At 69.1% G+C, this 25,279-nt stretch carries 24 protein-coding genes and 1 pseudogene; 5 read left to right on the top strand and 20 right to left on the bottom strand.

Going from position 1 to position 25,279, the window contains the following annotated elements:
• Nucleotides 1-36: 36 nt before the first annotated feature.
• Entirely contained in the window at nt 37-1,530 is a 1,494-nt protein-coding gene (locus ACFQ6S_RS28085; RefSeq protein ID WP_383415412.1) for a hypothetical protein, read from the bottom strand.
• A 476-nt stretch (nt 1,531-2,006) separates the two neighbouring features.
• On the opposite strand from ACFQ6S_RS28085, the gene ACFQ6S_RS28080 reads away from it, so the two are divergent.
• Nucleotides 2,007-2,663 carry a bifunctional DNA primase/polymerase gene (locus ACFQ6S_RS28080; protein WP_383415409.1) on the top strand — a complete coding sequence of 219 codons (657 nt, stop codon included), beginning with the start codon at nt 2,007-2,009 and terminating at the stop codon, nt 2,661-2,663.
• Between the two features lie 85 nt (nt 2,664-2,748).
• Here the strand turns inward: ACFQ6S_RS28080 and ftsY are convergent, their stop codons facing one another.
• Nucleotides 2,749-3,960, bottom strand: coding sequence for a signal recognition particle-docking protein FtsY (gene ftsY / locus ACFQ6S_RS28075; protein WP_383415406.1), 1,212 nt, complete (start codon nt 3,958-3,960; stop codon nt 2,749-2,751).
• Between the two features lie 105 nt (nt 3,961-4,065).
• Between ftsY and ACFQ6S_RS28070 the strand changes: the two genes are divergently transcribed.
• Nucleotides 4,066-5,037 carry an LLM class flavin-dependent oxidoreductase gene (locus ACFQ6S_RS28070; protein WP_383415403.1) on the top strand — a complete coding sequence of 324 codons (972 nt, stop codon included), beginning with the start codon at nt 4,066-4,068 and terminating at the stop codon, nt 5,035-5,037.
• A gap of 54 nt (nt 5,038-5,091) precedes the next feature.
• On the top strand, nt 5,092-5,469 hold the full coding sequence (locus ACFQ6S_RS28065; RefSeq protein WP_383415400.1) for a hypothetical protein: 378 nt from the start codon (nt 5,092-5,094) through the stop codon (nt 5,467-5,469).
• 123 nt (nt 5,470-5,592) lie between these two features.
• Here the strand turns inward: ACFQ6S_RS28065 and ACFQ6S_RS28060 are convergent, their stop codons facing one another.
• The 4 genes from ACFQ6S_RS28060 to ACFQ6S_RS28045 all read right to left on the bottom strand — a co-directional run bounded on the left by ACFQ6S_RS28060 (nt 5,593) and on the right by ACFQ6S_RS28045 (nt 11,961).
• The gene (locus ACFQ6S_RS28060; RefSeq protein WP_383415397.1) at nt 5,593-7,008 is read right to left on the bottom strand and encodes a sugar porter family MFS transporter; all 1,416 of its coding nucleotides are present in this window, start codon (nt 7,006-7,008) and stop codon (nt 5,593-5,595) included.
• A 227-nt stretch (nt 7,009-7,235) separates the two neighbouring features.
• Nucleotides 7,236-10,841, bottom strand: coding sequence for a chromosome segregation protein SMC (gene smc, locus ACFQ6S_RS28055; protein ID WP_383415395.1), 3,606 nt, complete (start codon nt 10,839-10,841; stop codon nt 7,236-7,238).
• Nucleotides 10,842-11,093: 252 nt separating this feature from the next.
• On the bottom strand, nt 11,094-11,297 hold the full coding sequence (locus ACFQ6S_RS28050) for a hypothetical protein (RefSeq protein WP_030048901.1): 204 nt from the start codon (nt 11,295-11,297) through the stop codon (nt 11,094-11,096).
• A gap of 382 nt (nt 11,298-11,679) precedes the next feature.
• On the bottom strand, nt 11,680-11,961 hold the full coding sequence (locus tag ACFQ6S_RS28045) for an acylphosphatase (protein ID WP_383415391.1): 282 nt from the start codon (nt 11,959-11,961) through the stop codon (nt 11,680-11,682).
• A gap of 151 nt (nt 11,962-12,112) precedes the next feature.
• Here ACFQ6S_RS28045 and ACFQ6S_RS28040 point away from each other — a divergent pair, with 151 nt between their 5' ends.
• A complete protein-coding gene (locus ACFQ6S_RS28040) occupies nt 12,113-13,264 on the top strand; it encodes a CAP domain-containing protein (RefSeq protein WP_383415389.1) in 1,152 nt (383 codons plus the stop codon).
• A gap of 20 nt (nt 13,265-13,284) precedes the next feature.
• Here the strand turns inward: ACFQ6S_RS28040 and ACFQ6S_RS28035 are convergent, their stop codons facing one another.
• The 7 genes and pseudogenes from ACFQ6S_RS28035 to ACFQ6S_RS28005 all read right to left on the bottom strand — a co-directional run bounded on the left by ACFQ6S_RS28035 (nt 13,285) and on the right by ACFQ6S_RS28005 (nt 19,842).
• Entirely contained in the window at nt 13,285-13,920 is a 636-nt protein-coding gene (locus ACFQ6S_RS28035; protein ID WP_383415876.1) for a tyrosine-type recombinase/integrase, read from the bottom strand.
• Between the two features lie 600 nt (nt 13,921-14,520).
• Entirely contained in the window at nt 14,521-14,715 is a 195-nt protein-coding gene (locus ACFQ6S_RS28030) for a helix-turn-helix domain-containing protein (protein ID WP_383415387.1), read from the bottom strand.
• Nucleotides 14,716-14,726: 11 nt separating this feature from the next.
• Nucleotides 14,727-15,400, bottom strand: a pseudogene (locus ACFQ6S_RS28025) (replication initiator); the annotation flags it as partial.
• A gap of 1,741 nt (nt 15,401-17,141) precedes the next feature.
• A complete protein-coding gene (locus ACFQ6S_RS28020) occupies nt 17,142-18,107 on the bottom strand; it encodes a GNAT family N-acetyltransferase (protein ID WP_383415385.1) in 966 nt (321 codons plus the stop codon).
• Nucleotides 18,108-18,237: 130 nt separating this feature from the next.
• On the bottom strand, nt 18,238-18,588 hold the full coding sequence (locus tag ACFQ6S_RS28015; protein WP_383415874.1) for a hypothetical protein: 351 nt from the start codon (nt 18,586-18,588) through the stop codon (nt 18,238-18,240).
• A 235-nt stretch (nt 18,589-18,823) separates the two neighbouring features.
• Entirely contained in the window at nt 18,824-19,168 is a 345-nt protein-coding gene (locus tag ACFQ6S_RS28010; RefSeq protein ID WP_383415383.1) for a hypothetical protein, read from the bottom strand.
• A gap of 89 nt (nt 19,169-19,257) precedes the next feature.
• Complete coding sequence (locus ACFQ6S_RS28005) at nt 19,258-19,842, bottom strand: flavodoxin family protein (RefSeq protein WP_383415380.1); 585 nt, start codon at nt 19,840-19,842, stop codon at nt 19,258-19,260.
• Between the two features lie 107 nt (nt 19,843-19,949).
• Between ACFQ6S_RS28005 and ACFQ6S_RS28000 the strand changes: the two genes are divergently transcribed.
• Nucleotides 19,950-20,351 carry a winged helix-turn-helix transcriptional regulator gene (locus tag ACFQ6S_RS28000; RefSeq protein ID WP_383415377.1) on the top strand — a complete coding sequence of 134 codons (402 nt, stop codon included), beginning with the start codon at nt 19,950-19,952 and terminating at the stop codon, nt 20,349-20,351.
• On the opposite strand, the gene mutM is transcribed toward ACFQ6S_RS28000, so the two are convergent.
• The 7 genes from mutM to rsmD form a co-directional block, all read right to left on the bottom strand.
• Complete coding sequence (gene mutM / locus ACFQ6S_RS27995; RefSeq protein ID WP_383415374.1) at nt 20,324-21,184, bottom strand: bifunctional DNA-formamidopyrimidine glycosylase/DNA-(apurinic or apyrimidinic site) lyase; 861 nt, start codon at nt 21,182-21,184, stop codon at nt 20,324-20,326. The two genes, ACFQ6S_RS28000 and mutM, sit on opposite strands and share 28 nt — an antisense overlap.
• Before the next feature lie 83 nt (nt 21,185-21,267).
• On the bottom strand, nt 21,268-22,053 hold the full coding sequence (gene rnc, locus ACFQ6S_RS27990; RefSeq protein ID WP_383415872.1) for a ribonuclease III: 786 nt from the start codon (nt 22,051-22,053) through the stop codon (nt 21,268-21,270).
• Nucleotides 22,054-22,072: 19 nt separating this feature from the next.
• The gene (gene rpmF / locus ACFQ6S_RS27985; protein WP_007493396.1) at nt 22,073-22,246 is read right to left on the bottom strand and encodes a 50S ribosomal protein L32; all 174 of its coding nucleotides are present in this window, start codon (nt 22,244-22,246) and stop codon (nt 22,073-22,075) included.
• 2 nt (nt 22,247-22,248) lie between these two features.
• Nucleotides 22,249-22,890 carry a YceD family protein gene (locus tag ACFQ6S_RS27980; protein ID WP_383415371.1) on the bottom strand — a complete coding sequence of 214 codons (642 nt, stop codon included), beginning with the start codon at nt 22,888-22,890 and terminating at the stop codon, nt 22,249-22,251.
• 138 nt (nt 22,891-23,028) lie between these two features.
• The gene (locus ACFQ6S_RS27975; protein WP_383415368.1) at nt 23,029-24,093 is read right to left on the bottom strand and encodes an ATP synthase F0 subunit B; all 1,065 of its coding nucleotides are present in this window, start codon (nt 24,091-24,093) and stop codon (nt 23,029-23,031) included.
• 61 nt (nt 24,094-24,154) lie between these two features.
• Nucleotides 24,155-24,634, bottom strand: coding sequence for a pantetheine-phosphate adenylyltransferase (gene coaD, locus ACFQ6S_RS27970; protein WP_383415869.1), 480 nt, complete (start codon nt 24,632-24,634; stop codon nt 24,155-24,157).
• A gap of 26 nt (nt 24,635-24,660) precedes the next feature.
• Entirely contained in the window at nt 24,661-25,248 is a 588-nt protein-coding gene (gene rsmD / locus ACFQ6S_RS27965; protein WP_383415365.1) for a 16S rRNA (guanine(966)-N(2))-methyltransferase RsmD, read from the bottom strand.
• Nucleotides 25,249-25,279 lie beyond the last annotated feature (31 nt).

Genomic DNA, 25,279 nt, shown 5'->3' with positions numbered 1-25,279 from the left:
GCCGGGGTTCTGGGGCCCAGGGATGGGTCCTGGGGGTTAGACCGCCTCGGCGGTCTCCGGCAGCTCCAGGGCGAGCTTCTCGGTGAGGTCCACGACCTCGGCGAGATCCCCGAAGTCGCGTACGGCCGTGTCGACCGTCTTTCGAATACGAGTGTTGACGCGCTCGGAGCGCACCTTCTTGGCGACCAGCATGGCCTGCTCGGCGTAGACCGCGCTCTGCTCGGGCTCGCGCCGCAGCAGATGGACCGTGGCCACCCCGATGAGGTTCAGCGCATACGACCGCTGGTGCTCGTCGTCCTTCGCGAACAGGTCGACGGCCTGCTGCATCAGGGGTTCGGCCAGCGAGGCGTACGTCGGGCTGCGGCCGGCGACATAGGCGAGGTCGCGGAAGGAGTGGGAGTTCTCGCCGTAGAGCTCGGCCTCGGAGAAGAAGCGGATCCAGTCGGGGTCCGGCTCGTCCCAGTCGTCGGCCTCGGAGAAGGTGTCCTCGGCCATCCGCACCGCCCGCTTGCACTTACCGGGCTGACCCATGCTGGCGTACGCGCGGGCCTCCATCGCATACAGCATCGACTGGGTGCGCGGGCCGGCGCAGTCCCGGCTGCCGTACTGCGCGAGGTGGATCAGCTCCAGGGCGTCGTCGGGCCGGCCCAGGTGGATCATCTGGCGGCTCATGCTGGACAGGACGTACGAGCCGAGCGGCCGGTCACCGGCCTCCTTGGCGGCGTGCAGCGCGAGGACGAAGTACTTCTGCGCGGTCGGCTGGAGCCCGACGTCGTACGACATCCAGCCGGCCAGCTCGGCCAGCTCGGCGGCGACCTTGAACAGCTTGCGGGTGGTGGCCTCCGGGTGGGGCTCCTGGAGCAGGTCGGTGACCTCGTGCAGCTGGCCCACGACCGCCTTGCGGCGCAGGCCGCCGCCGCACTGGGCGTCCCACTGCCGGAACATGACCGTCGTGGACTCCAGCAGGTCCAGCTCCGGCCTGGAGAGGCGGCCACGCGCGCGTGAGGACGGCACGGGCCGGGGCTCCTGATAGGGAGCGGACGGCGCGGGGACCAGCCAGCGCTGCATCGGCTCGATGAGCGCCGGGCCCGCGGACAGGGCCAGCGAGCTCCCCAGGAAGCCGCGCCGCGCCAGCATCAGGTCGCTGCGCGAGAACTCGCTGAGCAGGGCCACCGTCTGCGGGGCCGTCCAGGGCAGGTCGACGCCGGACACGGAGGGTGACTGGCGGGCGGCACGCAGGCCGAGGTCCTCGACCGAGACGACACAGCCGAATCGCTCGGAGAACAGCTCCGACAGGATCCGCGGGATCGGCTCCCGGGGGTTCTCGCCGTCCAGCCAGCGGCGGACGCGGGAGGTGTCGGTGGAGATGTGGTTGGCACCCAACTGGCGTGCGCGGCGGTTGACTTGGCGGGCCAGTTCACCCTTCGACCAGCCGCTGCGCACGAACCAGGACGCGAGCAGCTCGTTGGGGCGCTTGTCAGCGTGCGATGCGCTACCGGCATTCGTACCGCTTCCGCCGTTGCCGCTCACTGGAACGCCCCCATCCGTTGGACCACTTGATCCCTTGGACCACTTGTCACCGAGTGCGCCAAGCCCTATCAGAATGCCGGTAAATACGGTTGCCCGTCCGGCAGTTCTCACCCTTCGAACGGAAAGCCGACTTGCCCCCGGCATACCCACGAGCGCATGTGCCCCGAAGCTGTGTGCACTCACAGTAATCCTACGATCACGCCTCCAGCCATGGCGATCCCGGAATCGCCACCATTCGCCACCCCTTCGAATGAACTCACGGTGGCCTTCCCGCGATTCACTTGACATAGGACGACCGGAAGTGGGCGGAGCGAAGCACTCAGGGGCGCGTGTCGCCCGGTCCGCAACCCACGGCACTTCCAAGCGCCGAGTAGACCGAGCGGCGCCTGGGGGTACGAGGGCCGGCCGGGGAACACACAGAGTCACGTTGCGCATTCGCGTCGTAACCACCGGCGCGCTGGACCGTTGGAGGGGGCATGGGGTTCACGATCGGCGGCATCCGGGAGATCCGCTCCGGCTCGCGGCGACGCGGCCGCTCCTCGGAGTGCACCGCCGTCGCCGAGTTCACCGGGCTCTGGGGATGGGACGCGGTGCCCGGCGCACGCGCTGCCGCGGGCGCCTGTTCGTGCGGCCGCTCCGAATGCGACGCGCCAGGCGCACACCCCCTCGACTTCGCGCCCGAGGTCCCGGCCGGGGCCACGCTCGACGAGGTCACCAGGGCGTGGTCGGAGTATCCGGGCGCCTCGGTCATGCTGCCGGTCGGGCGGGCGTTCGATGTGATCGAGGTGGCCGAGCCCGCCGGACGCCGCGCGCTGACCCGGCTGGAACGCATGGGCCTGCCCCTCGGCCCGGTCGTCGCCACCCCCGACAGCCGCGCCCACTTCTTCGTCGCCCCCGGTGCCGCCGCCGAGCTCCCCGAGCTGCTGTACCGCATGGGCTGGGACGACCCGACCCACCTCGACCTGCACGGCCTCGGCCCCGACACGCACATCACCGCTCCGCCGTCCGACCGGGGCGGGCTCGGCCCGGTCCGCTGGCTGCGGCCACCGGCGCTGGACACCGCGACGAAGCCGCCGGCGGCGCGGCTGCTGCTGGGCACGCTGGCCTACGTGGCCCACCGGTCGCGCGCATAGTCGTACACAGCGAAGCGCCCGTCCCCCAACTGCACCTTGGGAGGCGGGCGCTTCTTCGAGCTCGTACCAAATTCGGTGGGTCGGGTCACTCTCCGATAAGGGCGTCAATGAACGCCTCCGGCTCGAACGGCGCCAGATCGTCGGCACCCTCGCCCAGCCCGACCAGCTTCACCGGCACACCGAGCTCGCGCTGCACCGCGACGACGATGCCGCCCTTGGCCGTGCCGTCCAGCTTGGTGAGGACGATGCCGGTGATGTCGACGACCTCGGCGAAGACACGGGCCTGGACCAGGCCGTTCTGCCCCGTCGTCGCGTCCAGCACGAGCAGCACCTCGTCGAGCGGCGCGTGCTTCTCCACGACCCGCTTGACCTTGCCGAGCTCGTCCATGAGGCCGGTCTTGGTGTGCAGACGCCCGGCGGTGTCGATGAGGACGACGTCCGACCCGATCTCCTTGGCCTCCTTCACCGCGTCGAAGGCGACGGAGGCGGGGTCGCCGCCCTCCGGCCCGCGCACGGTGTGGGCGCCGACCCGCTCGCCCCAGGTCTGGAGCTGATCGGCGGCGGCGGCACGGAAGGTGTCGGCGGCGCCCAGCACCACGCTGCGGCCGTCGGCCACGAGGACGCGGGCGAGCTTGCCGGTGGTGGTGGTCTTACCGGTGCCGTTGACACCGACGACCATCACGATGCCGGGCTTGCTGGTCTCCGGCTCGGTCTTGACCACGCGGTCCATGTCGGTGCCGACCAGCTTGAGCAGCTCCTCGCGCAGCAGGCCGCGCAGCTCCTCGGGGGTGCGGGTGCCGAGGACCTTGACGCGTTCGCGCAGTCCGTCGACCAGTTCCTGGGTGGGCTGCACGCCGACGTCGGCGGTGAGCAGCGTGTCCTCGATCTCCTCCCAGGTGTCCTCGTCGAGGTGCTCGCGCGACAGGAGCGTGAGCAGCCCCTTGCCGAGGGCGTTCTGGGAGCGGGAGAGCCTGGCGCGCAGGCGGATCAGGCGGCCGGCGGTGGGCTCCGGGACCTCGATCTCGGTCGGCGGGAGCTCTTCGACGACGGGCGGTTCCTCGACGGCGACCCCGGTCGAGCCGTCGGGAAGGTCCACCTCCTCTATGGTCCGGCGCGGTTCGTCGCGCGGTGTCTCGGCCTCGTCGCCGACATGCGGCTCGGCCGGAGGGGCGGTGATGTCGGGGGCGGCGGGCGGCGGCGGGGGCAGCTGCTTCTTACGGCGCGTGCCGACGATGAGCCCACCGAGCGCGGCGAGCACCACCACGGCGATGACTACAGCAAGGATGACGATGTCCATAACCCGTCCAGTATCGGCCATGGAGTCCCGCGACACCCCTATGGATGTCTGACACACCGTCAGCTAACGTCCCCCTCCACACCCGCCCGGTGAAGGGGGACCCCCATGCCCGTCACGGTCGTACGCTTCAACCTCGTCGAGCCCGACGCGAGCCCCGCCTCGCTCGCCGCCCGCTATCGGGCGGCCCTGGAGATGGCCGCGTACGCCGACGAGCACGGCATCACCACGGTCCAGACCGAGGAGCACCACGGCGCCGACAACAACTGGCTGCCGTCACCGTTCGCCTTCGGGGCCGCGGTCTTCGGCGCGACGCAGCGCCTCGCGGTCACCGTCTCGGCGATCATCGGCCCGCTGCACGACCCGCTGCGGCTCGCCGAGGAGATCGCCGTACTGGATCTGCTGAGCGGCGGGCGGCTGGTGACGGTGGCCGGGATCGGGTACCGGCCCGAGGAGTACGCGCTGTTCGACGTGGAGTGGAAGCGGCGCGGCAGGCTCCAGGACGAGCTGCTGGAGACGCTGCTCAAGGCATGGACCGGCGAGCCCTTCGAGTACCGGGGCCGTACGGTACGGATCACCCCGCGCCCGTACACCGACCCGCACCCCCTGCTCCTGGTCGGCGGCTCCTCGAAGGCCGCCGCCCGCCGGGCCGCCCGCCTCGGCCTGCCGTTCTTCCCCAGCGCGCATCTGCCGGAGCTGGAGGCGTACTACAAGGAGCGGCTGCTGGAGTACGGCACCGAGGGCTGGACCATGATGCCGGCGGCCGAGACGCCGCTGCTGCACATCGCCGAGGACCCCGACCGGACCTGGGCCGAGCACGGCCACCACTTCCTGCACGAGGCGCGGACGTACGCCTCCTGGCAGTCCGGGGAGATCCGCTCGGCGGTGAAGTCGGGGGCCACGACCGTGGACGAACTGCGTGCCGAGGGGGTGTACCGGATCGTGACGCCCGAGGAGTGCGTGGCGCTGGGCTTCGACAATTACGTGCTGCATCCGCTCTCGGGCGGGATGCCGGTGGAGGAGGGGTGGCGGAGTCTGCGGCTGTTCGCGGAGGAGGTGCTTCCGGCACTGGAGGGCTGACCTGGGGCCATATCCGGTGGTCGGGGCCTGCCCGGCGGTGGTCCACTGGGGCGCATGAGTCTGTGCGTGGATGTGTTCCTCCGTGACCCGAACGGCGAGTGGCGGGTCCTGGACGTGCCCGAGGGGTGCGACGACTCGGCCGGGTTCGAGGTCTGGCGCGAGACGGTGTGGGGCTCCGGGACGGTGCGCTCGCTGGGCGCCCGCTTCCTGCCGGGACTGGCAGGGGACGACCTGTATGTCGAGGCGGACGAGGTGCCGGACTTCCTGGACGAGGTCGCGCTGCTGCGGGCGAACCTGGAGCTGATCGCCACCACCACCCGGCGCCCGCGGGAACTCCCGGAACACCGTGGCCAGATCGAGCGGCGGCTGGACAACATCGAGGCGAGCGCCCTGCGCGCCCGGGAGGTCGGGGGCGGCGTCCTGATCTGGTGATCCGTCCCGTTGCGGCACGAAGCCGCCGCCCCGGCTCGGGCAGTGGCCGAGCCGGGGCGGCGGCGGGGTTACGGGAGGAGGGGCAGCGGGGACTTGGCCCTTCCCCCCGAGTTCGAGGGCCGGTCAGCCCATCTCCTCCAGCTTCTTGCCCTTGGTCTCGGGCACGAACTTGAGGATGAACGGGATGGAGAGGAAGGCGAACACCGCGTACGCCACGTAGGTGAGCGACAGGTTCCAGTCCGCCAGGTCCGGGAAGGTGATCGTGATCAGCCAGTTGGCGATCCACTGGGCCGAGGCGGCCACACCCAGCGCGGCGGCGCGGATCTTGTTCGGGAAGACCTCGCCGAGCATGACCCAGACGACCACGCCCCAGGACATGGCGAAGAAGAGCACGAAGGCGTTGGCGGCGATCAGCGCGACGTAGCCCTGCGCGGTCGGCAGCGGGTCGTTGCCGTTCTGGAAGGAGAAGGCCCAGGCAGCCGCCGCGAGCGAGATGCCCATGCCGACGGAGCCGATGAGGGCCAGCGGCTTGCGGCCGAGGCGGTCGACGAAGATCATCGCGATCACGGTGCCGATGATGTTGATGATCGAGGTCTCGAACGAGTAGAAGAACGAGCTCGACGGGTCGACACCCACGGACTGCCACAGCAGGTTCGAGTAGTAGAAGATGACGTTGATGCCGACCAGCTGCTGGAAGACGGAGAGGCCAATGCCGATCCACACGATCGGCAGCAGACCGAACTTGCCGCCCAGCAGGTCCTTGAAGGTGGACTTGTGGTCGCTGTGCATGGCCTGCTCGATCTCGGCGACCCGGCCGTCCAGGTCGCTGTCGCCCTCGACGTCGGCGAGGACCTTCTTCGCGTCGGCGATACGGCCGACGCTGATCAGGTAGCGCGGGGACTCGGGGATGGCGAAGGACAGCAGCCCGTAGATCACGGCGGGCACGAGCATCACGCCGAGCATCCACTGCCAGGCCTCGATGCCCGCGACGGTGCCGCGCTCCTCGCCGTCGGCCATGTTCAGGATGGCCCAGTTGACGAGCTGGGAGACGGCGATGCCGATGACGATGGCCGCCTGCTGGAACGAGGCGAGCCTGCCGCGGTACGCGGGCGGGGCGACCTCGGCGATGTAGGCCGGGCCGATGACCGAGGCCATACCGATGGCGATACCGCCGAGCACCCGCCAGGCGGCGAGGTCCCATGCGGCGAACGGCAGTCCGGAACCGACGGCGCTCACGGCGAACAGCACCGCCGCGATCTGCATGACGCGGATCCGGCCGATGCGGTCGGCTATGCGGCCGGCGATCGCGGCGCCGAGGGCGCTGCCGAGCAGGGCGCTCGCGGCGACGGTACCGGTGACGCCCGAGCTGAGGTCGAACCGGGCCTGGATGCCGCCGTTGGCTCCGTTGATGACGGAGCTGTCGTAACCGAAGAGGAAGCCGCCCATGGCGGCCGCCGCGGTGATGAAGACGACGTGCCCGAGATGTTCGGGCGGGGCCGTCCTGGCTCCTGACGTGGATGCCTGCGCTGTGCTGGTCACGTGTACTCCTCGGGCGCCGGCAACGCTGCCGGGTGGGGTCAGCCACTCCAAGTGGTGAAACCTGAACGTAAAAACAACGTTGCTGAGACTATGCCTTCAAGTTTCGAAGTCAATAGGGGGTCTGCTGTGAGCTTGGAGATGCGACCGGGTGGCATGCGTTCACTTCTTGAAGTGAATGTGAACGTAATGAGGTGAGAGTGGGGAGGGCCGGCCGTCCGGGAACGGCGTCAGCGCAGCCGCTGGCTGATGACCTTCGACACGCCGTCGCCCTGCATGGAGACGCCGTACAGCGCGTCGGCGACCTCCATGGTGCGCTTCTGGTGCGTGATCACGATCAGCTGCGAGGCCTCCTGCAGCTCCTGCATGATGCGGATCAGCCGCTGCAGGTTGGTGTCGTCCAGGGCCGCCTCGACCTCGTCCATGACATAGAACGGGCTCGGCCGGGCCTTGAAGATCGACACCAGCATCGCGACGGCGGTGAGTGAGCGCTCACCACCGGAGAGCAGAGACAGCCGCTTGACCTTCTTGCCCGGCGGGCGCGCCTCGACGTCGACGCCGGTGGTGAGCATGTTGTCGGGGTCGGTCAGGATCAGCCGCCCCTCACCACCGGGGAACAGCCGGCTGAAGACGCCCTCGAACTGCCGGGCGGTGTCCCGGTAGGCCTCGGTGAAGACCTGCTCGACGCGCTCGTCGACCTCCTTGACGACCTGGAGCAGATCGGCCCGGGTCTTCTTCAGGTCCTCCAGCTGCTCACTGAGGAACTTGTGCCGTTCCTCCAGCGCCGCGAACTCCTCCAGGGCGAGCGGGTTGACCTTGCCGAGCTGCTGGTAGGCCCGCTCGGCCGCCTTGAGCCGCTTCTCCTGCTCGGCCCGCACGAACGGCTTGGGCTGGTTGCGGGGGTGCTCGGGGTCCTCGGGAAGCTGCTCGCCCTCGGCGGCCAGGGAGGGCGGTACGAGCTGGTGGGGGCCGTACTCGGAGACGAGCCCGGCGGGCTCCACGCCCAGCTCCTCCAGCGCCTTGGTCTCCAACTGCTCGATCCGCATCCGCTTCTCGGCGCCGAGGACCTCGCCGCGGTGGACGGAGTCGGTCAGCTTGTCGAGCTCGGCCTTGAGGTCGCGACCGGTGTTACGGGCGGCGGTCAGCTCCCGTTCCCGCAGGGCTTTGGCGGCCTCCGCCGCGCCGCGCTCCTGCTCGGCGCGGGCCAGGGACACCTCGACGTGTGCGAGCAGCTGGCGGGCACCGGAGGCGACGGCTTCCGCGACGGCCGCCTCGTGCCGCAGCCGGGCCTGCCGCTGCTCCGCACGCGCGCGTGCCTCGCGTTCGGCGCGGGCGGCCCGGTCGAGGGAGTCGGCCCGTCCGGTCAGTCCCTTGACCCGCTCCTCGTGCGTACGGACCTGGAGGCGGGCCTCCATCTCGGTCTGGCGCGCGTTGGCGCCATCGGCGGCGAGCCGGTCCCGTACCGAGGTGTCGGGCTCCTCCTCGACCGGCATCTCCTCGGCGACGGCCAGCCGCTCGGCCAGTTCCTCGACCTCCGTCAGGGCCTTGTCGAGCGCCTCCTGGGACCGCGCGGCGGCGGCGACGGAACGCTCCGCTTCGCCCGCCGCGCCCCGTGCCTGCCCGGCGAGCCGGCCGAGCTGCTGGGCCACACCCGACTTCTCCCGGTCGGCGGCCCTGCGCCGCTCCCCCAGCTCCTCGACGAACGCGGCACACTCCTTGCGCCGCTCCCCCGCCGCATGCTGGGCCTCGCCCAGCTCCTCGCACCGCACGGCCAGCTCCTCCAGCTCGGCGGCGGCCTCGTCGACGGAGGCCTGCACTTCGAGGAGGCTCGGGGCCCCGGCGGACCCGCCGTGCGCGAAGTGCGCCCCGAGCAGGTCGCCTTCGGCGGTCACGGCGGTGAGGTCGGGGTGGGCGTAGACCAGGTCCTCGGCGTCCTCAAGGGTGCCGACGACCACGATGCCGTTCAGGAGGCGTCTTACGGCCGGCATGAGATCGGAGGGAGCGCGGACCAGATCTGCCGCGTGCTGATGTGTGGCGTCTGCCGGTTCGTCGTGGCTGGTCGCGCCCGGCGGAGCCGCGTATTGATACAGCCCCGCGCCCCTCAGGGGCACCTCCGGCGCCCCCGCCAGCAACAGAGACGCCCGGCCCCCGTCCTGCTTGCGCAGCAACCGGATCGCCTCGGCCGCGGCCGAGGGCGACGTCACCGCGATCGCGTCCGCCGCCGCCCCGAAGGCCGCCGCCAGCGCTACCTCGTAGCCCGGCGTCACCGTCAGCAGTTCCGCGGCCGGCCCCAGCAGTCCGGTGAGGCGATCCTTCGCGCCGAGCAGCGCGCCCGTGCCGTCCTTGCGGCGCAGGCCCAGGGCGAGGGCCTCGTGGCGGGCCTGGGTCGCGGCACGCTTGCGTTCCGCCGCCGTGGCCGCCTCGCGGGCCGCCGTCAGGGCTGCCTCCGCCTGAGTGAGCTGCGACTTCGCCGCCTCGTGCTGCTCGGCGAGCTCCGCGTCACCGGCGTCCAGGCCGTCGACCTCGGCCTTCAGCGCCTCGTACTCCTCCTGCGCGGTGAAGGCCCGCTCCTGGGCCTCGTCCCGCGCGGCTGCCAGACGCTCTATCTCCGACTGGGCGGCGGCGGCACGCGAACGGGCCGCGTTGACCTGGCCGTTCAGCCGGGCGAGCCCCTCGCGCCGGTCGGCGATGGCGCGGGCCACGTCCTTCAGCCGGCGCTCTTCCAGGGTGAGCTCCCGCTCCAGTTCGGCGCGATGGGCGACCGTGTCCTCAAGGGCCCGCTCGGCCGCCTCCAGGGCCGCTTCCAGCTCGGCCTCCTGCTCGCGGATGCGGGCGGCCTCGCGCTCCATGTCCTCGGGGTCGCGGCCCCGGCGCTCCTCCGGCGGCGCGGACGTCGCGCTCTTCACCCGCGCGTCGGCCAGCGAGATCGTGCCGCGCACCCGCTCGGCCAGCTGGGAGAGCTCGTACCAGGTCTGCTGGGCCCGCTGAAGACGTGGCGTGAGCTGCCGGACCTCGTCCTCCAGGAGGGCCTCGCGCTGGAGCGCCTTCCTCAGCTCCTGCTCGGCCGTCTCCTTGCGCTCCTTGAGCGCGGCCTCGTCGGCGACCTCGGTCTGGAGCGCCTCCCGCAGCCGTACGAGATCGTCGGCGAGGAGTCGGAGCCGGGCGTCGCGCAGGTCCGCCTGGATGACGGCGGCCCTGCCCGCGACGGCGGCCTGGCGGCCCAGGGGCTTGAGCTGGCGGCGCAGTTCGTCCGTCAGGTCCTGCACGCGCGCGAGGTTGGCCTGCATCGCGTCCAGCTTGCGGAGCGCCTTCTCCTTGCGCTTGCGGTGCTTGAGGACGCCCGCGGCTTCCTCGATGAAGGCGCGGCGGCCCATCGGATCGGCGTGCAGGACGGAGTCGAGCTGGCCCTGGCCGACGATCACATGCATCTCGCGGCCGATGCCGGAGTCGGACAGCAGTTCCTGGATGTCGAGGAGGCGACACGTGTCGCCATTGATCTGGTACTCGCTGCCGCCGTTGCGGAACATGATCCGCGTGATGGTGACCTCGGAGTACTCGATGGGCAGTGCCCCGTCGGAGTTGTCGATGGTCAGCGACACCTCGGCGCGGCCCAGCGGAGGGCGGCCGGTGGTGCCGGCGAAGATGACGTCCTCCATCTTGCCGCCGCGCAGCGACTTGGCACCCTGCTCGCCCATGACCCAGCTGAGCGCGTCCACGACATTGGACTTGCCCGAGCCGTTCGGCCCGACGACGCACGTGATGCCCGGCTCGAACCGGAGCGTGGTCGCCGACGCGAACGACTTGAACCCTCGGAGGGTCAGGGCCTTGAGGTGCACGCCGGTGGACTCTACCTTCCGGGGAAGTGTCACTCCATGAACGCACGGTTTCACCGATGAACGTGCAGGGCACACCAGACGTTAAAGAGGGTGAAAGGATGCGCGGGGCATTAAGTCGGGGGAAAGAAAGAAGGGACGCCGAAGCGTCCCTTGCAACTTCCTAACGGCTGGCATGCCAGTCGTCTGACAACTACTTAGCGGTTGGATACGGGCCGCCCAACCACTGCTTGCTGTCTTGGAGCGATGCAGTGATCAGGTGAGCGCAGGCTCCGCCTGGTGTGCGTCGATGCTCTCCATGATCCTGTCGTGAGAAGCGGCAGCCGTCAGCGCGTCGTTCTCCGCCTGGATCCGTCCGAGCTCGGATTCCAGGTCCTGGACACGCTGCTGGAGCCGTCGCATCTCGGCGAGGAGTCGAGGGTCGGAGCCGCCGACGTAACCGAGAAGCGCCTTTGCCATGATGGATGGTCCTCCACACTGAGTGACCGACCGAAGCGGTGTGGGTCGTGAGGGATTCGCACCCGCGGTTGCTTGGCAGGCCTGGTGTTGTACTGCCGTTCAGCCACGCCAAACAGCGAAGGTGCGCGGGGCTTTCAGCGTCTCACCAAAAAGTTTGACGGTCAACACGATCACGCCCCGTATTGGCGGGCGAACCCGGGGGCACACGGCCGAAAGCGGCGATGCGACGACTCCTGCGGGACCCTCTGCGCGTGGCGATCATCCTTCAGTGGCGAGCCTGCCACCGTGAGCCGTTCTTGGCAACCACCTGCTCATTTCTGCTCGGGGCAGTTGCCGGTGGCAGGTCCCTCCGCTTGTGCCAGGGCCGCTTTACAGAATCGCCTCAGCGGATGGCGAAGCCGTCGTAACCCCCGCGAGGTGTGTCCCAGATCTCGGTCACCCCGTCCACCCGTCCGGGCGTGTCGTCACCCTGGAGCCAGTCCAGAAGTCCCTCACAGCCCCTGCGCGGGCCCTCCGCGACCACCTGGACCCGGCCGTCGCCCAAATTGAGAGCAAAACCACTCAGGCCGCCGATCTCGAGGGCCTTGGCCCGCGTGAACCAGCGAAAACCCACACCTTGGACGCTTCCACGCACCCAGGCGACCAGCCGCACATCCTCGCTCATGACTGCAACCTAACGGGCCAATGTCTCTCCGGGCACTTCCTCCTCTGGCGCCATGCGGTACCGTCCCCACCCAATGAATCTCATATGAAACTCACCCGATCGTGTGAGTTCTGTGAGGACGTTGAGACGCAGGGACGAGGAAGGCCAGGACATGGGACGCCACCGACGCTCCGCCGCCGGACGCGCCGCCACGGGCCGCGCCACGGGGGTCACACATACGGACGGCTCCTACACGGAGAGCCACAACCCCCGGGACTCGTACGCGAGCGACCGACCGAGGGGCATCGCGCCCTATCTGAACCCGGAGGCGTACGCCGAGGCCTACGCGAGGAGTGACGCCTACCTCTTCGCCACGGACGAGGGCTACGACCGGATCACCGACCCCACGACCTTCCCGAGCGACGGGGCGGACACCGCGGTCTTCCACAGTGACGGCTTCACGCCCGACGCCGGCTCCCGGCGGCCCGGCGGGCACCGCCGCCGCAAGAAGAAGGCCGCGGCACCGGTGAAGACCGGGCTGCTCGGGGTCTCCGCCGCGGTGGCCCTCGGCACGGTCGCGGTCGCCACGGGCGTGGTGCCCGGCATCGACAACTACCAGCTCGGCGGCGGAAACGGCAGCGACCGGGTGCAGGCCGCCGACACCCCGACCAACTCCCCCGCGGAGCAGGGCGGCACGTCCGGCAGCGCCGACCGGGACGACAGCGGCGACTCGACCAGCCGCGACGTCCAGCGGCCCGCTTCGCCGGCCCCGTCGACGTCGTCGGCCGCACCGACGAAGACCCCGTCGAAGAAGCCGTCGGCCACGCCCAGCAAGAAGCCGGTGGAGACTCCTTCGCGTACGGCCACCAAGGCGCCGCAGAAGGAGAAGGAGAAGGCCCCGGACAAGGGGAACGAGCAGGCCGGCGCCCCCGTCCAGGTCTCCGCGGAGGCCGCCGCCGCGGCCGAGGTGCTGAGGCTCGTGAACGAGGAGCGCGCCCAGGTGGGCTGCAGCGCGGTCGCCGCCAACAGCTCGCTCACCGATCTGGCCCAGGCCTTCAGCGAGGACATGGCCGCGCGGGACTTCTTCGACCACACCGACCCGGGCGGCGCCTCTCCCTGGGACCGTGCCGCGAAGGCCGGCATAACCGACCTCGGCGGCGAGAACATAGCCCGCGGCCAGTCCGACGCCGCCGCGGTGATGGAGGCCTGGATGAACAGCCCGGGCCACAAGGCCAACATCCTGAACTGCGACTTCAAGACGCTGGGCGTCGGCGTGCACTTCGGTGCGGGCGGGCCCTGGTGGACGCAGGACTTCGGCTACTGAGATAACCGCAGGTCAGAGACCTAGGAACCCTTCTGGGCCGTCTCGGGGCCGTCATCCGCAGGTTCGTCGTCCTTGCAGACACCATCGACGGCGGCCCTGGTCCCGGTTTCGCTCGACGGCATCAGGTGCGTGTTCGTGCGCAGTGTGAAGCCGGGGTCATGGTGGCCCAGGTACTCGCTCAACGCCTTGACGCTCTCACCCGCGTCCAGGAGCACCGACGCATAGAAGTCCCTCAGCGCGTGCATACCGTTGTCCCGCCCTGTCTCGACATCCACGGCCCGCAGAGCCGAACGCCACGCGGTCATTGAAGCGGTTGCGATCCAGGGCCAGGGTGGCGGAACCCGTGAAGAGCAGCGACGCTGTGACCGGTGAGCCATCGACGGTCTTCCACGGCAAGGTGATCTCCGTAGCGGATGACGCTTCAGGTGCGCGGCGAGCGCGAAGGCAACGGGCTCAGGCAAGGGAACGTCTCGCTCCTTGCCACCCTTGGGCGGAGCGAACACCGGCCGGTGGCGCTGGAGCAGCTTGACCTGTCGCACGACGTGCACGACACCGCCCAGGAAGTCCACGTCTTCCACGGCCAGGCCGAACGCTTCGCCCTGTCGCAGGCCGAGGCCAGCCGCCACGCTGACGAGAGCCTGATAGGGATCCGGCATCGCAGCCCGAACGACCATGACGCGTTCGGTAGACCAGGGCTTGACCTTGCGGGGCTCCAGCCGAGGCGCCCGAACGGATCGTGCTCTGCACGGATTCTCACGGATCACCCGGTCCTCAACGGCGGCCGTGAAGACGGTCGATACGTGCGCGAAGATCCCCCGCCGGTACCCCGCCGACAGCCCTCGATCTTCCAAGACCCGCAGCCACAACCGGAGATGCGAGGCGTGAACGACCCCATGGGCGGGTGCCCAGGTACGGAATCGCGTGGAGCCGTAGCCGACTCTCGACAGACTCCCGAGTCAGAGGATCCGTGATCTGCGTGGTCATCCACTCAGTGGCGAACTGCTCGAACGTGACCCTCCCCGCGTCAGGACTGACGTAGTCGCCACGCGACATGTCCGCCTCGATGTTGGACAGCCACTGTTCAGCCTTGCGCTTCTGCTTGTCCGGGAAGCTCTTTGACTTCTCAGTCCCGTCTGGGCCGGTGTAGCGAGCGCGGTACCGCAGACCAACGCCATATCGATCGGCCTTGACCCTGACTTGCCTGCCGTCCGGTCCGGGCTCGGTCTTGTGCCAGCGGTCCTGAATGTGTCCGGCCATCAGGCGGCCCCTTCCATCTGGGACTCGACCCAGGTCCGTACGTCCTCGGGGTCGAAGCGGAGGTGCCGGCCAACGCGGAAGCCACGCGGACCGGTGCCCTTGCGGCGCCACTGATAGACGGTCTCGATCGGCACGCCGAGCAGGTCAGCCAGATCCACCGGAGTCAGGTAGCGGGTAGGCAGAGGGCGCCTCATGCGAGCACCTCTCACTCGTACATGTCGGGTTGGTCGGCGAGGGCTTCGCGTGCCAACTCGCGGTTCAGCCGGATGTCTTTCGCGATCGATGCAGCAAGCCAGGACTCACCCGGCGTGTGCCCCTGTCCGGCGTAGGTCCAGTGGGCGAGGACCAGCGTGGATCCCTCCGAGTCGTCGAGGTCTTCGGGAAGGCCCCGTTCACGGCGTTCCTGGCGGGCTCGGTAGTCGGCGCGGACCTGACGGCGCTCGGACAGGGTGGTGGAGTAGGTCCGCGACTTGGTCATGAAGTGCCGCGGAAGCCGAGCATGTGAGCCCACTTCCACAGGAGCCGATCCGGGTAGGCGTCATCGAGCACGTGGCACGCCTCGATCAACCGGCACGTGGGCAGAGGCAGGGACAGCCGATCGAGTTCGGAGAGCTCCCCGATCCTGCGGTCCACGGTCTCGGTCGTCTCGGCAGCCTAGGTGGCGTACTTGGCGACGTAGGAGGCGACCGCCTGATCGGTCAGCTCAACCCCGTCCATGCTGCCGATCGCCTGCACGTCGACCTGCGAACCCCACCGCAGCACGCGGGCCGGGAAGTCGCCAGCGGACTTCACCGGCACGGCCACCCGAGCGGCAGCAGCCTTGATCGAGTCGTCCAGAAGCGCGACCGTCGCCCATGCCGGGGGCGGGGAGTCGGGCCCGACCCAGTCGGCCATGAAGGAGGTGTGCCGGGTCTCCTTCGGCAAGGTCGCACGGGCACGGGGACGAACGGTGATCCCCAACAGCGCAGATCAAAGGCGCTTTGTGTTACCGAAAGAGGCCGGATCGTGGTGGCGGTGACATACGGGCCGACGCTGCCAGATGCGCGGGCGTCCGTACGGCCCGCAGATCCTGCACCGGGCCGCCGGCCGAACGACGCACGCGGCCATGACGTGGGAGAAACCCCGTCGTGGCTGGGGCGGTCGGCTCCACGACTTTAGCCAGCCACTTTGGCGCGAGCCTCGAAGATCATGGCCCCAACGTCGTGCTTTAACGGGCAGGTACACAGACTGCCCGACGCGCCGGATGCTTACGGGGTCATGATCACTCGCGCCAAAGCAGCTCCCGGCCAAAGTCGCTCCCCCGACCGGTATTCGGCCATCCCTGCGCGTAACCAACCCACACCACGCCGCGCAGCCGCGGTTCCGGATGTCACTCACAGTGAGTGCCCCGCTCCAGGCAAACAATCGTCAACTTAGCGATACTTTGCGCACGTCACACGCATGAGTGAAGCATTCGAGCTTTCGAGGCGCCAGATCCGATGGTCAGAGCATCTCGCCCGACATCATGACTCTCCGTATCCGCTCATGCACGTCACGCAACGCGCGAGCATGGCCACTGTCCGCCTAGCAGAGGGCGGACGCTCAACGGATCGTGAGCAGTAAGGCGGAGCGGCGGTATTCCGACCTGGCAGTTGGCACCGCTCCGCCCCTGCGCACGACTCCACCAGCCACAACTGGAGCGTCGTGCACATCTTTGGTATCCGCTTTCCTTGCTCCGGCGGAGGGGAAGCCCGTGTCAATCCCCCAGATGGAGGTCACTCATCCACTTGGGGACGGGTGAGATCCCCCCGTGGTATGGCCACCCTCGCCTCCACCGGCCTGCTCCTCTCCGCCATCGGACTAGCCGCCGTTGGTGAGGTCTTCTTGTCACAGATCCTCTTCGGGGTTGCGGCCACCCCCATTCCGCTCACCGAGGCAGTGCGATGGTTGATCTCAGGTAGTTAGCGACCACCTGGGAGCGCCGGGATGAACATGCGTGCCCCCTGCGTGCCCGATCGAGCGGCGACCGGCGGGGAGTTAGCGGGGAGCGTCGGAACAGCAAGGAAGCAGGCAGGTCAGCGCCTCACCTGGACACCGACGGACCGCATACACGATCTTCCAAACTGGTGCTCCACGACCCGGGCAGCGCGCTTGACTGAATCCTCCGCCGACCTCACGCGGTCGTAGCGGCGAGGACACACTCTGTAACGCTGATGCCCCGGACCTCGCTGTACTGAGCAGAAGCGGAAAACGGAAAAGGGGCAAAGTGGAAGATATACTCTTTGTAGTGCTCTTATTACTGTTCCTCGTTGCGCTCGACAAGAAAAATGAGGGCAAATCGCGCTTTTTCTACATCTGCCTTACCTTCCTGACCCTCTATCTGGGGTTTGTCGTCCTCAATACGATCGTTGACTAGGGCCTACGATCTTTGCTGTATAGAGAAACCTCCAGGGTCGTCGCTGGGCCGTCCATGGGCCGTGCGGGGGTGCTCAACAACAACCAACGCTGACAACCTCCGACAGCTAAGTCCGAGGTCGCAGCGTTGATCGACTGCATGGCCGCAGCTCAGAGACTCGGCCCTTCACTTCTTCGGCTACTGAGACAGGCACGGGTCAGAGACCTGAGAACCCTTGCGGTGGTCTCAGCGCCAGTCGTCGATCACATACGCGTCGGGGTGGCTGTACCCGGGTTCGTTGGGCCTGTGCATGGTCACGCCCTGCAACCATGTGCGGAAACCGCGGTCGATCATGCGCCGGTAGGCATCCGGGCGGCCCAGGTTCATGCCGGCGTCCAGTTGCCCCAGGCCGCGCTCGGCGGCCAGCCGCTCGCACGCGTCGAGCAGTCGCTCGAACCGGTCGGCGGCCTCCGGACCAGGACGTACGGCGCCGAATTTGACGAAGCACACGTCCTCGCCGGCCTCCGACCCGGCTCCGCAGTGGCAGACGGCCAGGCCATCGAGCTCGGAGGCGGCGCCATGGAGCAGGATGGTGTCACCGAGTCCCTGCGCGTGCGCGGCCTCGATCTCGCGTTCCAGGCTCAGGCCCTCGTACACGGCTCCGGTCAGTGCGCGACAGAGACTCAGTGCGTCAGGCCGCTCGGCAGCGGGCAGTTCGCCGTAGAGCACCCGGCCGGGGACCGCGGCACCGTCTGTGACCTGCTTCTTCATGATGGCTGTGAGGAATCGGGGCCAGAAACCGTACCGGCGGTAGAGCTCAAGATGCTTGGGACTGTGCGCGAAGGTGAACAGGCCGAGGTGGCGGTTCCCCCAGGCGTCGAAGCAGTCCATGACCGGCTCCATCAGACGCCTGCCGATGCCCTGGTCCCACAGATCCGGACGCACGGTCAGCGGTCCGAAGAACCCGACGCTGCCCCAGTTGGTGGCGAAGTTCGTTCCAACCACTTCGCCCTCGGCCGTCGCCGCGAATGCCGCCCGCGGATCGGCCGCCCAGCGCGTACGGACATAGTCGACGGTCCCGAAAGGATCAGGGACCCCCAGGAACGTCCCGAAAGCGACCCTGCAGATCTCATCGGCCCGATCCAGATCCGCCTCACCCAGCGGGCGGACTGGGGCCGCGCCACTCTTGCGCTCCGCTGCTGGCGGGATCATCGCTCTTTCCCTCCGACGCCCCTTTCCATCGCACCACGGAGGTGCGCCGCAGGCGAGGCGAGCGGTCCGGCGACCGCCAGCGATCACGTTCCCCGCGCGTATCCACAGGTCAGAAGCCCAATAGCCTCTCTCAGGCCCTCTGGCCGTGGTGGGCCTCCCTATGCATACCCGTGCACAGGGCCCAGACGATGAAGATGTTGATGGCGACCAGCGCCAGCGCCCACAGGGGGTAGTACGGCACCCAGAGGAAGTTGGCGATCGCGCCCAGCCCGGCCACGAAGACGCCGAAGAATCGTGCCCATAGTGCTCCGCCGAGTACGGCGCAGCCTGCGAGGACGATGAGGATGCCCAGGATGAGGTGGACCCAGCCCCAGCCCGCCAGGCTGAAATCGAACACGTAGTGACGTGTCGCGAGGAACAGGTCGTCCTCGGCGATGGCGGCGATTCCCTCGAAGATCGCCATTGCTCCGCCGAAGATCATCAGTGCGGCGGCGAAGAGGGTGGTCCCGGACGTGGGCCCGTGCCAGGGCTGCGGGTCGGCGTTGGCCCATTCGGGTTGGGGGGCGTCACGGGCCATGTCGGCCTCCTTGGGTCGCAGAGCCGTGCGGTCAGCCGAGCTTCCTGGACTGACTCGATCCCTGATCTTCAGCGTGGCACGACGGCACCCGGTCGGCACTCCGGCACCGTGGCGTCGGCACCGTGGCGCCGGCACCGGCTCAGTCGTCGGCAAGCCCGAGGGGCCGCAGGGCCGACGTGTAGTCGCCGGTGACGACGAGGTGGTCGATGACGTCGACCATGGCGGGGATGCCGGGGTCCCGGACCATCAGGTTGTCCCAGCAGTAGAAGTAGCGGCCGCCGAGGGACTCCCCGGTGTCCTGCCAGCGGTCCATCAGGCGGCGCGCCTCGTCGAGGGTGAAGACGGTCCCGGACCAGCGCTTGCCATCGGCGAACGTCACCCACATGTCGATGTTGCAGACCTCGTCGAGGTCCTCCCCCGCGCCGGGCACGAAGCAGATCTCGTATCCGTCCCTGCGCACCCGGTAGAACGGGCCGTCCCACATGCTTCCCCCAAGACGCCGTCCCCCAGCGGCCGGCTCGGTGGGCAGGCTACTGGGGGACGGTCCGTCGTGCGTGTTCTTTACGGCCTGGCTCAGGCGGCCACGCGACCCAGGGAGAACACCTTCGCGGTCTCGGCCACCCGGCGCCCCAGGTGCTCGGCGGTCGCCACATCGGCCTTGTGGACGGCCTCCGGGCCCTGGTCGGCGTTGGTCTGCGCGGCGGCACCGGCGAAGACACCGAGGCGGTTGAGGTCGTTCTCGGAGCCGGCGCTGTTGTTCCAGCCGGGGAGCAGGCCGAGGTTGACCCAGTGCATACCGAGCTGGGCGGCCAGGATCTGGAAGAACTGCAGGGTGTGCAGCTTGTCGCCGCTCTTGGAGGCGGAGTTGGTGAAGCCGGCGGCCAGCTTGTCCGTCCAGGCCTGATCGGCCCAGCGCTTCGAGGTGGCCTCCGCGAAGACGTGGAAGGCGCCGGACGCGGTGCCCATGTAGGTCGGCGAGCCGAACACGATGGCGTCCGAGCCGTCGAGGATCGCCCACTGCTCCTCGGTGATCTCGTCCACCTTGATCAGATGCACCTCGGCACCGGCCTCGGCGGCCCCGGAGCGGACGGCCTCGGCGATGACGGCGGTGTGGCCGAAGCCGGAGTGGTAGGCGATGGATACGACAGGGGTGGTCACGTGGGTACTCCTGAAATAGGCAGCTCACTGGCGATGACCAAAGGAAAGCACTAACTTCTAGTTAGTGCAACCTACGGGTTGGCGCTGCGTTCGAGTACGCTTCAAACATGGACACCACGCAGGAGCGCACGGAGGCGCAGGACCTCCCGTACAACGTGTTCGCCAAGGCCTGCCCCTCGCGCGTCACGCTGGAGCACGTCACGGGCCGCTGGGGCGGGCTCACGCTCGGCGCCCTGTACGAGGGCTCGCTGCGCTTCAACGAGCTGCGCCGCCGGATCGACGGCGTCAGCGAGAAGATGCTGTCCCAGACGCTGCACGCCCTGGAGCGGGACGGCCTGGTGCACCGCGAGGCCCAGCCGACCAACCCACCGCGGGTCGACTACGAGCTGACGCCGCTGGGACGCGGGATCGCCGAGCGGCTGCTGAACCTCATCCACTTCGTGGAGGGGCAGATGGACGACGTGCTGGAGGCACGTGAGCGCTACGACGAGACGCGCGGCGCCCTCTGACACTTGGGGCAGAAGTAGCTGGACCGGTTCATCCAGGGCCGCCGGCGCATCGGCGTACCGCACCGCTTGCAGGGCAGCCCTTCACGGCCGTACGCGTCGAGTGAGCGGTCGAAATAGCCCGACTCGCCGTTGACGTTGACATACAGGCTGTCGAAGCTCGTGCCGCCGACCGAGAGGGCGGCGTTCATCACGTCCCTTACGTGGCCCAGGAGTTCGAGGCTGCGCGGGCGGGTGAAGGTCGCGGTCGGGCGGTCGTAGTGCAGGCGGGCGCGCCAAAGGGCCTCGTCCGCGTAGATGTTGCCGACGCCGCTGATCAACGACTGGTCGAGCAGGGCCCGTTTGATGGTCGTGCGCTTGCGGCGCAGGGCCTGGTGGAAGGCCTCGTCGTCGAAGAGCGGGTCCAGCGGATCGCGGGCGATGTGCGCGATGACGTCGGGCAGGCCGTCGGGGGTGTTGTCGTGCAACGACAGGCCGCCGAAGGTGCGTTGGTCGACGAAGCGCAGTTCGGTGTCGAGCGCGTCCGCGAACCGCACCCGGATCCTGAGGTGCTTCTCGTCGGGCGCGGTGCTCGGCTGGACCAGCAGTTGGCCGCTCATGCCGAGGTGGGCCAGGATCGACTGGTGCGTGTCCTCCAGGGGCAGCCACAGGTACTTGCCGCGGCGGCTCGGCGTGCCGATCCGGTGACCCTTGAGGCGGTGTGCGAAGTCGTCGCCGCCCGCGATGTGCCGGCGTACGGCACGCGGGTGCAGGACCTCGGCGTCGGCGACCGTGCGGTGGGCGACCCACCGCTCCAGACCGCGCCGGACGACCTCGACCTCGGGCAACTCGGGCATGGGATCCCCCGTACACACCTTGCGGGTAAGGGCCGAGCGCCCGTCCCATGGGCCGGGACGGGCGCTCGGGTCGCGCTGTTCGGTCAGGCGGAGGCCGACGCGTCGGCGTCGGGCTCGGCGGCGTTCGCGGCCGCCTTCTTGGCGCGCTCCTCCGCGGCGGCCTTGATGGCCCGCCAAGCGGATTCCGCGGCCTGCTGCTCCGCCTCCTTCTTGCTGCGGCCGGTGCCGGTGCCGTACGAGACGCCTCCGACGCGGGCGGCAGCAGTGAAGGTCTTCTCGTGGTCGGGGCCGGTCTCCGTGACCAGGTACTCGGGTACACCGAGCCCCTCGGTCGCGGTGAGCTCCTGGAGACTGGTCTTCCAGTCCAGGCCGGCTCCGAGATTCGAGGACTTCTCGATCAGGGGGTCGAAGAGGCGGTGCACCAGCTCCGCCGCCGATTCCAGGCCCTGGTCGAGATAGACCGCGCCGATCACCGCTTCCAGGGTGTCGGCGAGGATGGACGCCTTGTCCCGGCCGCCCGTGCCCTCTTCACCGCGGCCGAGCCGGATGAAGGAGCCCAGGTCGAGCCCACGGCTGACCTCCGCCAGCGCACGCGAGTTGACCACCGCGGCCCGCAACTTGGCCAGCTGGCCTTCGGGCAGGTCGGGGTGGGTGCGGTACAGCGTGTCCGTGACCACGAGGCCGAGGACGGAGTCCCCGAGGAACTCCAGGCGCTCGTTGGTCGGCAGACCGCCGTTCTCGTACGCGTAGGAACGGTGGGTCAGCGCACGCACCAGAAGGGCGGACTCGAGCTTGTACCCGAGCCGCCCTTCCAACAGCGTGTGGGACGAGGCTGTGTTGTCCGCTGCGTTCTTCTTCGGCGTGGACACAGTGCCTCTCACCAGCCGCTCAGACCTCGAGGACCTGGCGCTTGTTGTAAGTGCCGCAAGACGGGCACGCAATGTGCTGCAGCTTGGGCTCGTGGCAGCGCTCGCACGCAACCAGGGTGGGGACCGCAGCCTTCCACTGCGACCGGCGGTGGCGCGTGTTGCTGCGCGACATCTTCCGCTTCGGAACAGCCACGGCTACTTCTCCTGCTTCTCGTCGACGCCCGGTTCGGCGCCGCTCATCTCGTCCTTCTCGCCGTCTTCGAGTGAACCGGCGAGTCCCTGCAGTGCCGCCCAACGGATGTCGACGGCGTCATGGTGGTGGTCCGGGTCGTCCGCGAGACGTGCTCCGCACTCGGCGCACAGTCCCGGGCAGTCTTCCTGGCACACCGGCTGCATCGGCAGTGCGAGCACCACCGCATCACGCAGCACGGGTTCGAGGTCGAACATGCCGTCCTCGAGAAAGAGCCTGCCCTCGTCGTCCTCGGCGTCGTCGCCGGGTTCCGCGTGCTGGACGCGGCCCCGATCGTCGGCGTCAGGGTACGAGAACATCTCCTGGAATTCCGCTTCGACGTCGAGCTGAAGCGGCTCCAGACACCTTACGCACTCCCCCTCGGCCTGTGCACGGGCGGTGCCTGTGACAAGCACCCCTTCCATGACCGACTCGAGTCGGAGTTCGAGCTCCACCGGGGCGCCTTCCGGCACCCCGACGACCTCTTGGATACCGAGATCCTTGGGGGCGTCGATCGTGCGGGTCAGGCGCTGCAGCGCACCGGGCCGCCGACCCAGCTCGTGTGTGTCGAACACGAGAGGATTGCGGTGGTCGAGGCGGGCTGTCACGCCATTCCTGCTTTCGATCTGCTGAGCTCAAGAGGTCACTGCCCTCGGTGTTCCCGGGCAGCTTTGATCGCGGACGTACGCGCGACCGAACAGCCAGGATACTGGACCTTTCGCTCACGGCCCAATCCGGTGGGTCCCTTACTGGCCGCGCCCCTGCTCGTAGGCCCTCAGCTGCTCCGGAGTGATCATGCCGGTGTCGAAGAGGCTCGTCTCGTCGAGGGCGTACGACTGCTGGGCGGCCTGCTGGGGCTGTTGCTGGTCGTAGGCCGCCTGCTGGCCGTCGTAGCCCTGATAGGCGTAGGGATCGGCCTGCTGGGCCTGCTGGTAGCCGTACGGGTCCTGCTGGCCGCCGTAGCCCTGCTGGTAGCCGGCGTAGGCGTCCGGCTGCTGGTAGCCGTACGCCGGCTGCACGGTCTGCGGGTCGTACTGCGGCTGTGCCGGTACGGCCGGTGCCGGCTCGGCGGGGGCCGCCGGGGCGTCCTGCTCCGCGAGCGCGGCGAGGTCGGCGAGGTAGTCGGCGTCGCTGGAGTGCCGGACGCTGCTGTCGTCGTCGGCGAGGGCGCCGAGGTCGTCGCTGGCGATACGGCCGTGCAGCTTCTGCCGGCCGCGGCCGACGGCCTCCAGGGTCTTGGCCAGGACCGCCTCGAAGGCGCCGAGCTTGACGTCGACGTATTCGTCGGCGTTGCGGCGCAGGGTCTCCGGGTCGTGGCTGCGCTCGGGTGCGTCCTCGTCCTCGTAGCCCTGCTCGTCCAGGCCCGGACCGGTGCCGAGGAGCTTCTCGCGGCCACGGCCGACGGAGCCGAGGGTCTTGGTGAGGACGACCTCGAAGTTGGCGAGCTTGGAGTCGACGTAGTCGTCGGCCTCCGCGCGGATGTCCTCGGCGTCCTTGCGGGCCTCGGCGACGATACGGTCGGCCTCGGCCTGGGAACGGCGGGCGACCTCGGTGTCGGAGATCAGGGAGCCGCGCTCGGCGTGCGCCTGCCCGATGATCCGCTCGGCCTCCTGGCGGGCCTGCTCGACCATCTGCTCGCGGCCGCCGATCAGCTCCTGCGCCTGGGCGAGGGAGCCGGGCAGGGCCGCACGGACCTCGTCCAGCAACGAGAGCAGTTCGGCGCGGTTGACCACGCACGAGGCCGACATGGGCATCGACCGGGCGCCAGAGACCGCCGTGACGATCTCGTCGAGCTTCTTCTGTACGTCCACCGTGTGCTCGCCACTCTCTACAGCTGTGATGGAGACGGACGGGACGACTGTAGCCGCCCGTTCAGCCCTGGCGCAGACGCTTGTTGAGGGCCTCCAGCACCAGCGGCGGCACCAGATGGGAGACGTCGCCGCCCCACGTGGCGACCTCCTTCACCAGGGAGGAGGAGAGGAAGCTGTAGGTGGGGTTGGTCGGCACGAAGAGCGTCTCCACGCCCGACAGGCCGATGTTCATCTGTGCCATCTGCAGCTCGTAGTCGAAGTCGCTGACGGCGCGCAGGCCCTTGACGATGGCCGGGATGTCGCGCTGCTTGCAGAAGTCGACGAGGAGGCCGTGGAAGGCCTCGACGCGGACGTTGCCGTACTCGGCCGTGACCTGGCGGATCAGGTCGAGCCGCTCGTCCACCTCGAGCAGGCCCTTCTTGGCCTTGTTGATCATGACGGCGACGTAGACCTCGTCGTACAGCCTTGAGGCGCGGGAAATGATGTCGAGGTGTCCGTTGGTGATCGGGTCGAACGACCCGGGACAGACGGCGCGGCGCACTTGTGATCCCTCGCTCTCCGGTCCGGTCATCGTGCGTCTTCGCACGTAGAGGCGGCGCGACCGTACCAAAACGTTCCCTCGCCGTAACGACGGGCCCGGATCGCTTCAAAACCGTCCGGCCACCGGAACTCCCCGCCTCTGGTGCTGCGCTCCACGGTGACGAGCGCGCCCGGCGCGAGCCAGCCCCCCGAGCGGAGTGTGAGCAGAATCTCGCGAAGATCGTGATCTGTGACTCGGTACGGCGGGTCCAGGAAGACGAGGTCGTACGGCTCGGTGGGCGCCGGGGTCTGGATGATCTGTTCGGCTTTGCCCGACCTCACCTCGGCGCCGGGGAGGCCGAGATTCTTGACGTTCTCGCGGACGATGCGGGCCGCTCTTGCGTCGGCCTCGACGAGGAGGGTGTGGCCGGCGCCGCGCGAGAGTGCCTCCAGGCCGACGGCGCCGGAGCCGGCGTACAGGTCGAGGACCCTCTCCCCCTCCAGGGGGCCGCCGAGGAGGGACTGCCAGGTGGAGAAGAGACCCTCGCGTGCGCGGTCTGATGTTGGCCGGGTGCCCGTGCCGGGCGGCACGGCTAGACGACGTCCGCCGGCTGCGCCGGCGATCACGCGGGTCATCTGGGGTCCTTGGTTGTGGGCGGCTTCTAGG

Source organism: Streptomyces sp. NPDC056479, assembly GCF_042795335.1.
GTDB lineage: Bacteria > Actinomycetota > Actinomycetes > Streptomycetales > Streptomycetaceae > Streptomyces.
This window is presented reverse-complemented; position numbering and strand designations above follow the sequence as displayed.

Excerpts from the sequence above, each read along its gene's own strand:
- mutM (WP_383415374.1), bottom strand. The coding sequence starts at position 21,184 with ATGCCCGAGTTGCCCGAGGTCGAGGTCGTCCGGCGCGGTCTGGAGCGG.
- ACFQ6S_RS28030 (WP_383415387.1), bottom strand. The coding sequence starts at position 14,715 with ATGAGGCGCCCTCTGCCTACCCGCTACCTGACTCCGGTGGATCTGGCT.
- ACFQ6S_RS28045 (WP_383415391.1), bottom strand. The coding sequence starts at position 11,961 with ATGAGCGAGGATGTGCGGCTGGTCGCCTGGGTGCGTGGAAGCGTCCAA.
- ACFQ6S_RS28040 (WP_383415389.1), top strand. The coding sequence starts at position 12,113 with ATGGGACGCCACCGACGCTCCGCCGCCGGACGCGCCGCCACGGGCCGC.
- ACFQ6S_RS28070 (WP_383415403.1), top strand. The coding sequence starts at position 4,066 with ATGCCCGTCACGGTCGTACGCTTCAACCTCGTCGAGCCCGACGCGAGC.
- ACFQ6S_RS28015 (WP_383415874.1), bottom strand. The coding sequence starts at position 18,588 with ATGATCTTCGGCGGAGCAATGGCGATCTTCGAGGGAATCGCCGCCATC.
- ACFQ6S_RS28065 (WP_383415400.1), top strand. The coding sequence starts at position 5,092 with ATGAGTCTGTGCGTGGATGTGTTCCTCCGTGACCCGAACGGCGAGTGG.
- ACFQ6S_RS28010 (WP_383415383.1), bottom strand. The coding sequence starts at position 19,168 with ATGTGGGACGGCCCGTTCTACCGGGTGCGCAGGGACGGATACGAGATC.
- ACFQ6S_RS28080 (WP_383415409.1), top strand. The coding sequence starts at position 2,007 with ATGGGGTTCACGATCGGCGGCATCCGGGAGATCCGCTCCGGCTCGCGG.
- ACFQ6S_RS28020 (WP_383415385.1), bottom strand. The coding sequence starts at position 18,107 with ATGATCCCGCCAGCAGCGGAGCGCAAGAGTGGCGCGGCCCCAGTCCGC.
- rsmD (WP_383415365.1), bottom strand. The coding sequence starts at position 25,248 with ATGACCCGCGTGATCGCCGGCGCAGCCGGCGGACGTCGTCTAGCCGTG.
- ACFQ6S_RS28000 (WP_383415377.1), top strand. The coding sequence starts at position 19,950 with ATGGACACCACGCAGGAGCGCACGGAGGCGCAGGACCTCCCGTACAAC.
- ACFQ6S_RS28050 (WP_030048901.1), bottom strand. The coding sequence starts at position 11,297 with ATGGCAAAGGCGCTTCTCGGTTACGTCGGCGGCTCCGACCCTCGACTC.
- ftsY (WP_383415406.1), bottom strand. The coding sequence starts at position 3,960 with ATGGACATCGTCATCCTTGCTGTAGTCATCGCCGTGGTGGTGCTCGCC.
- ACFQ6S_RS28035 (WP_383415876.1), bottom strand. The coding sequence starts at position 13,920 with ATGCCGGATCCCTATCAGGCTCTCGTCAGCGTGGCGGCTGGCCTCGGC.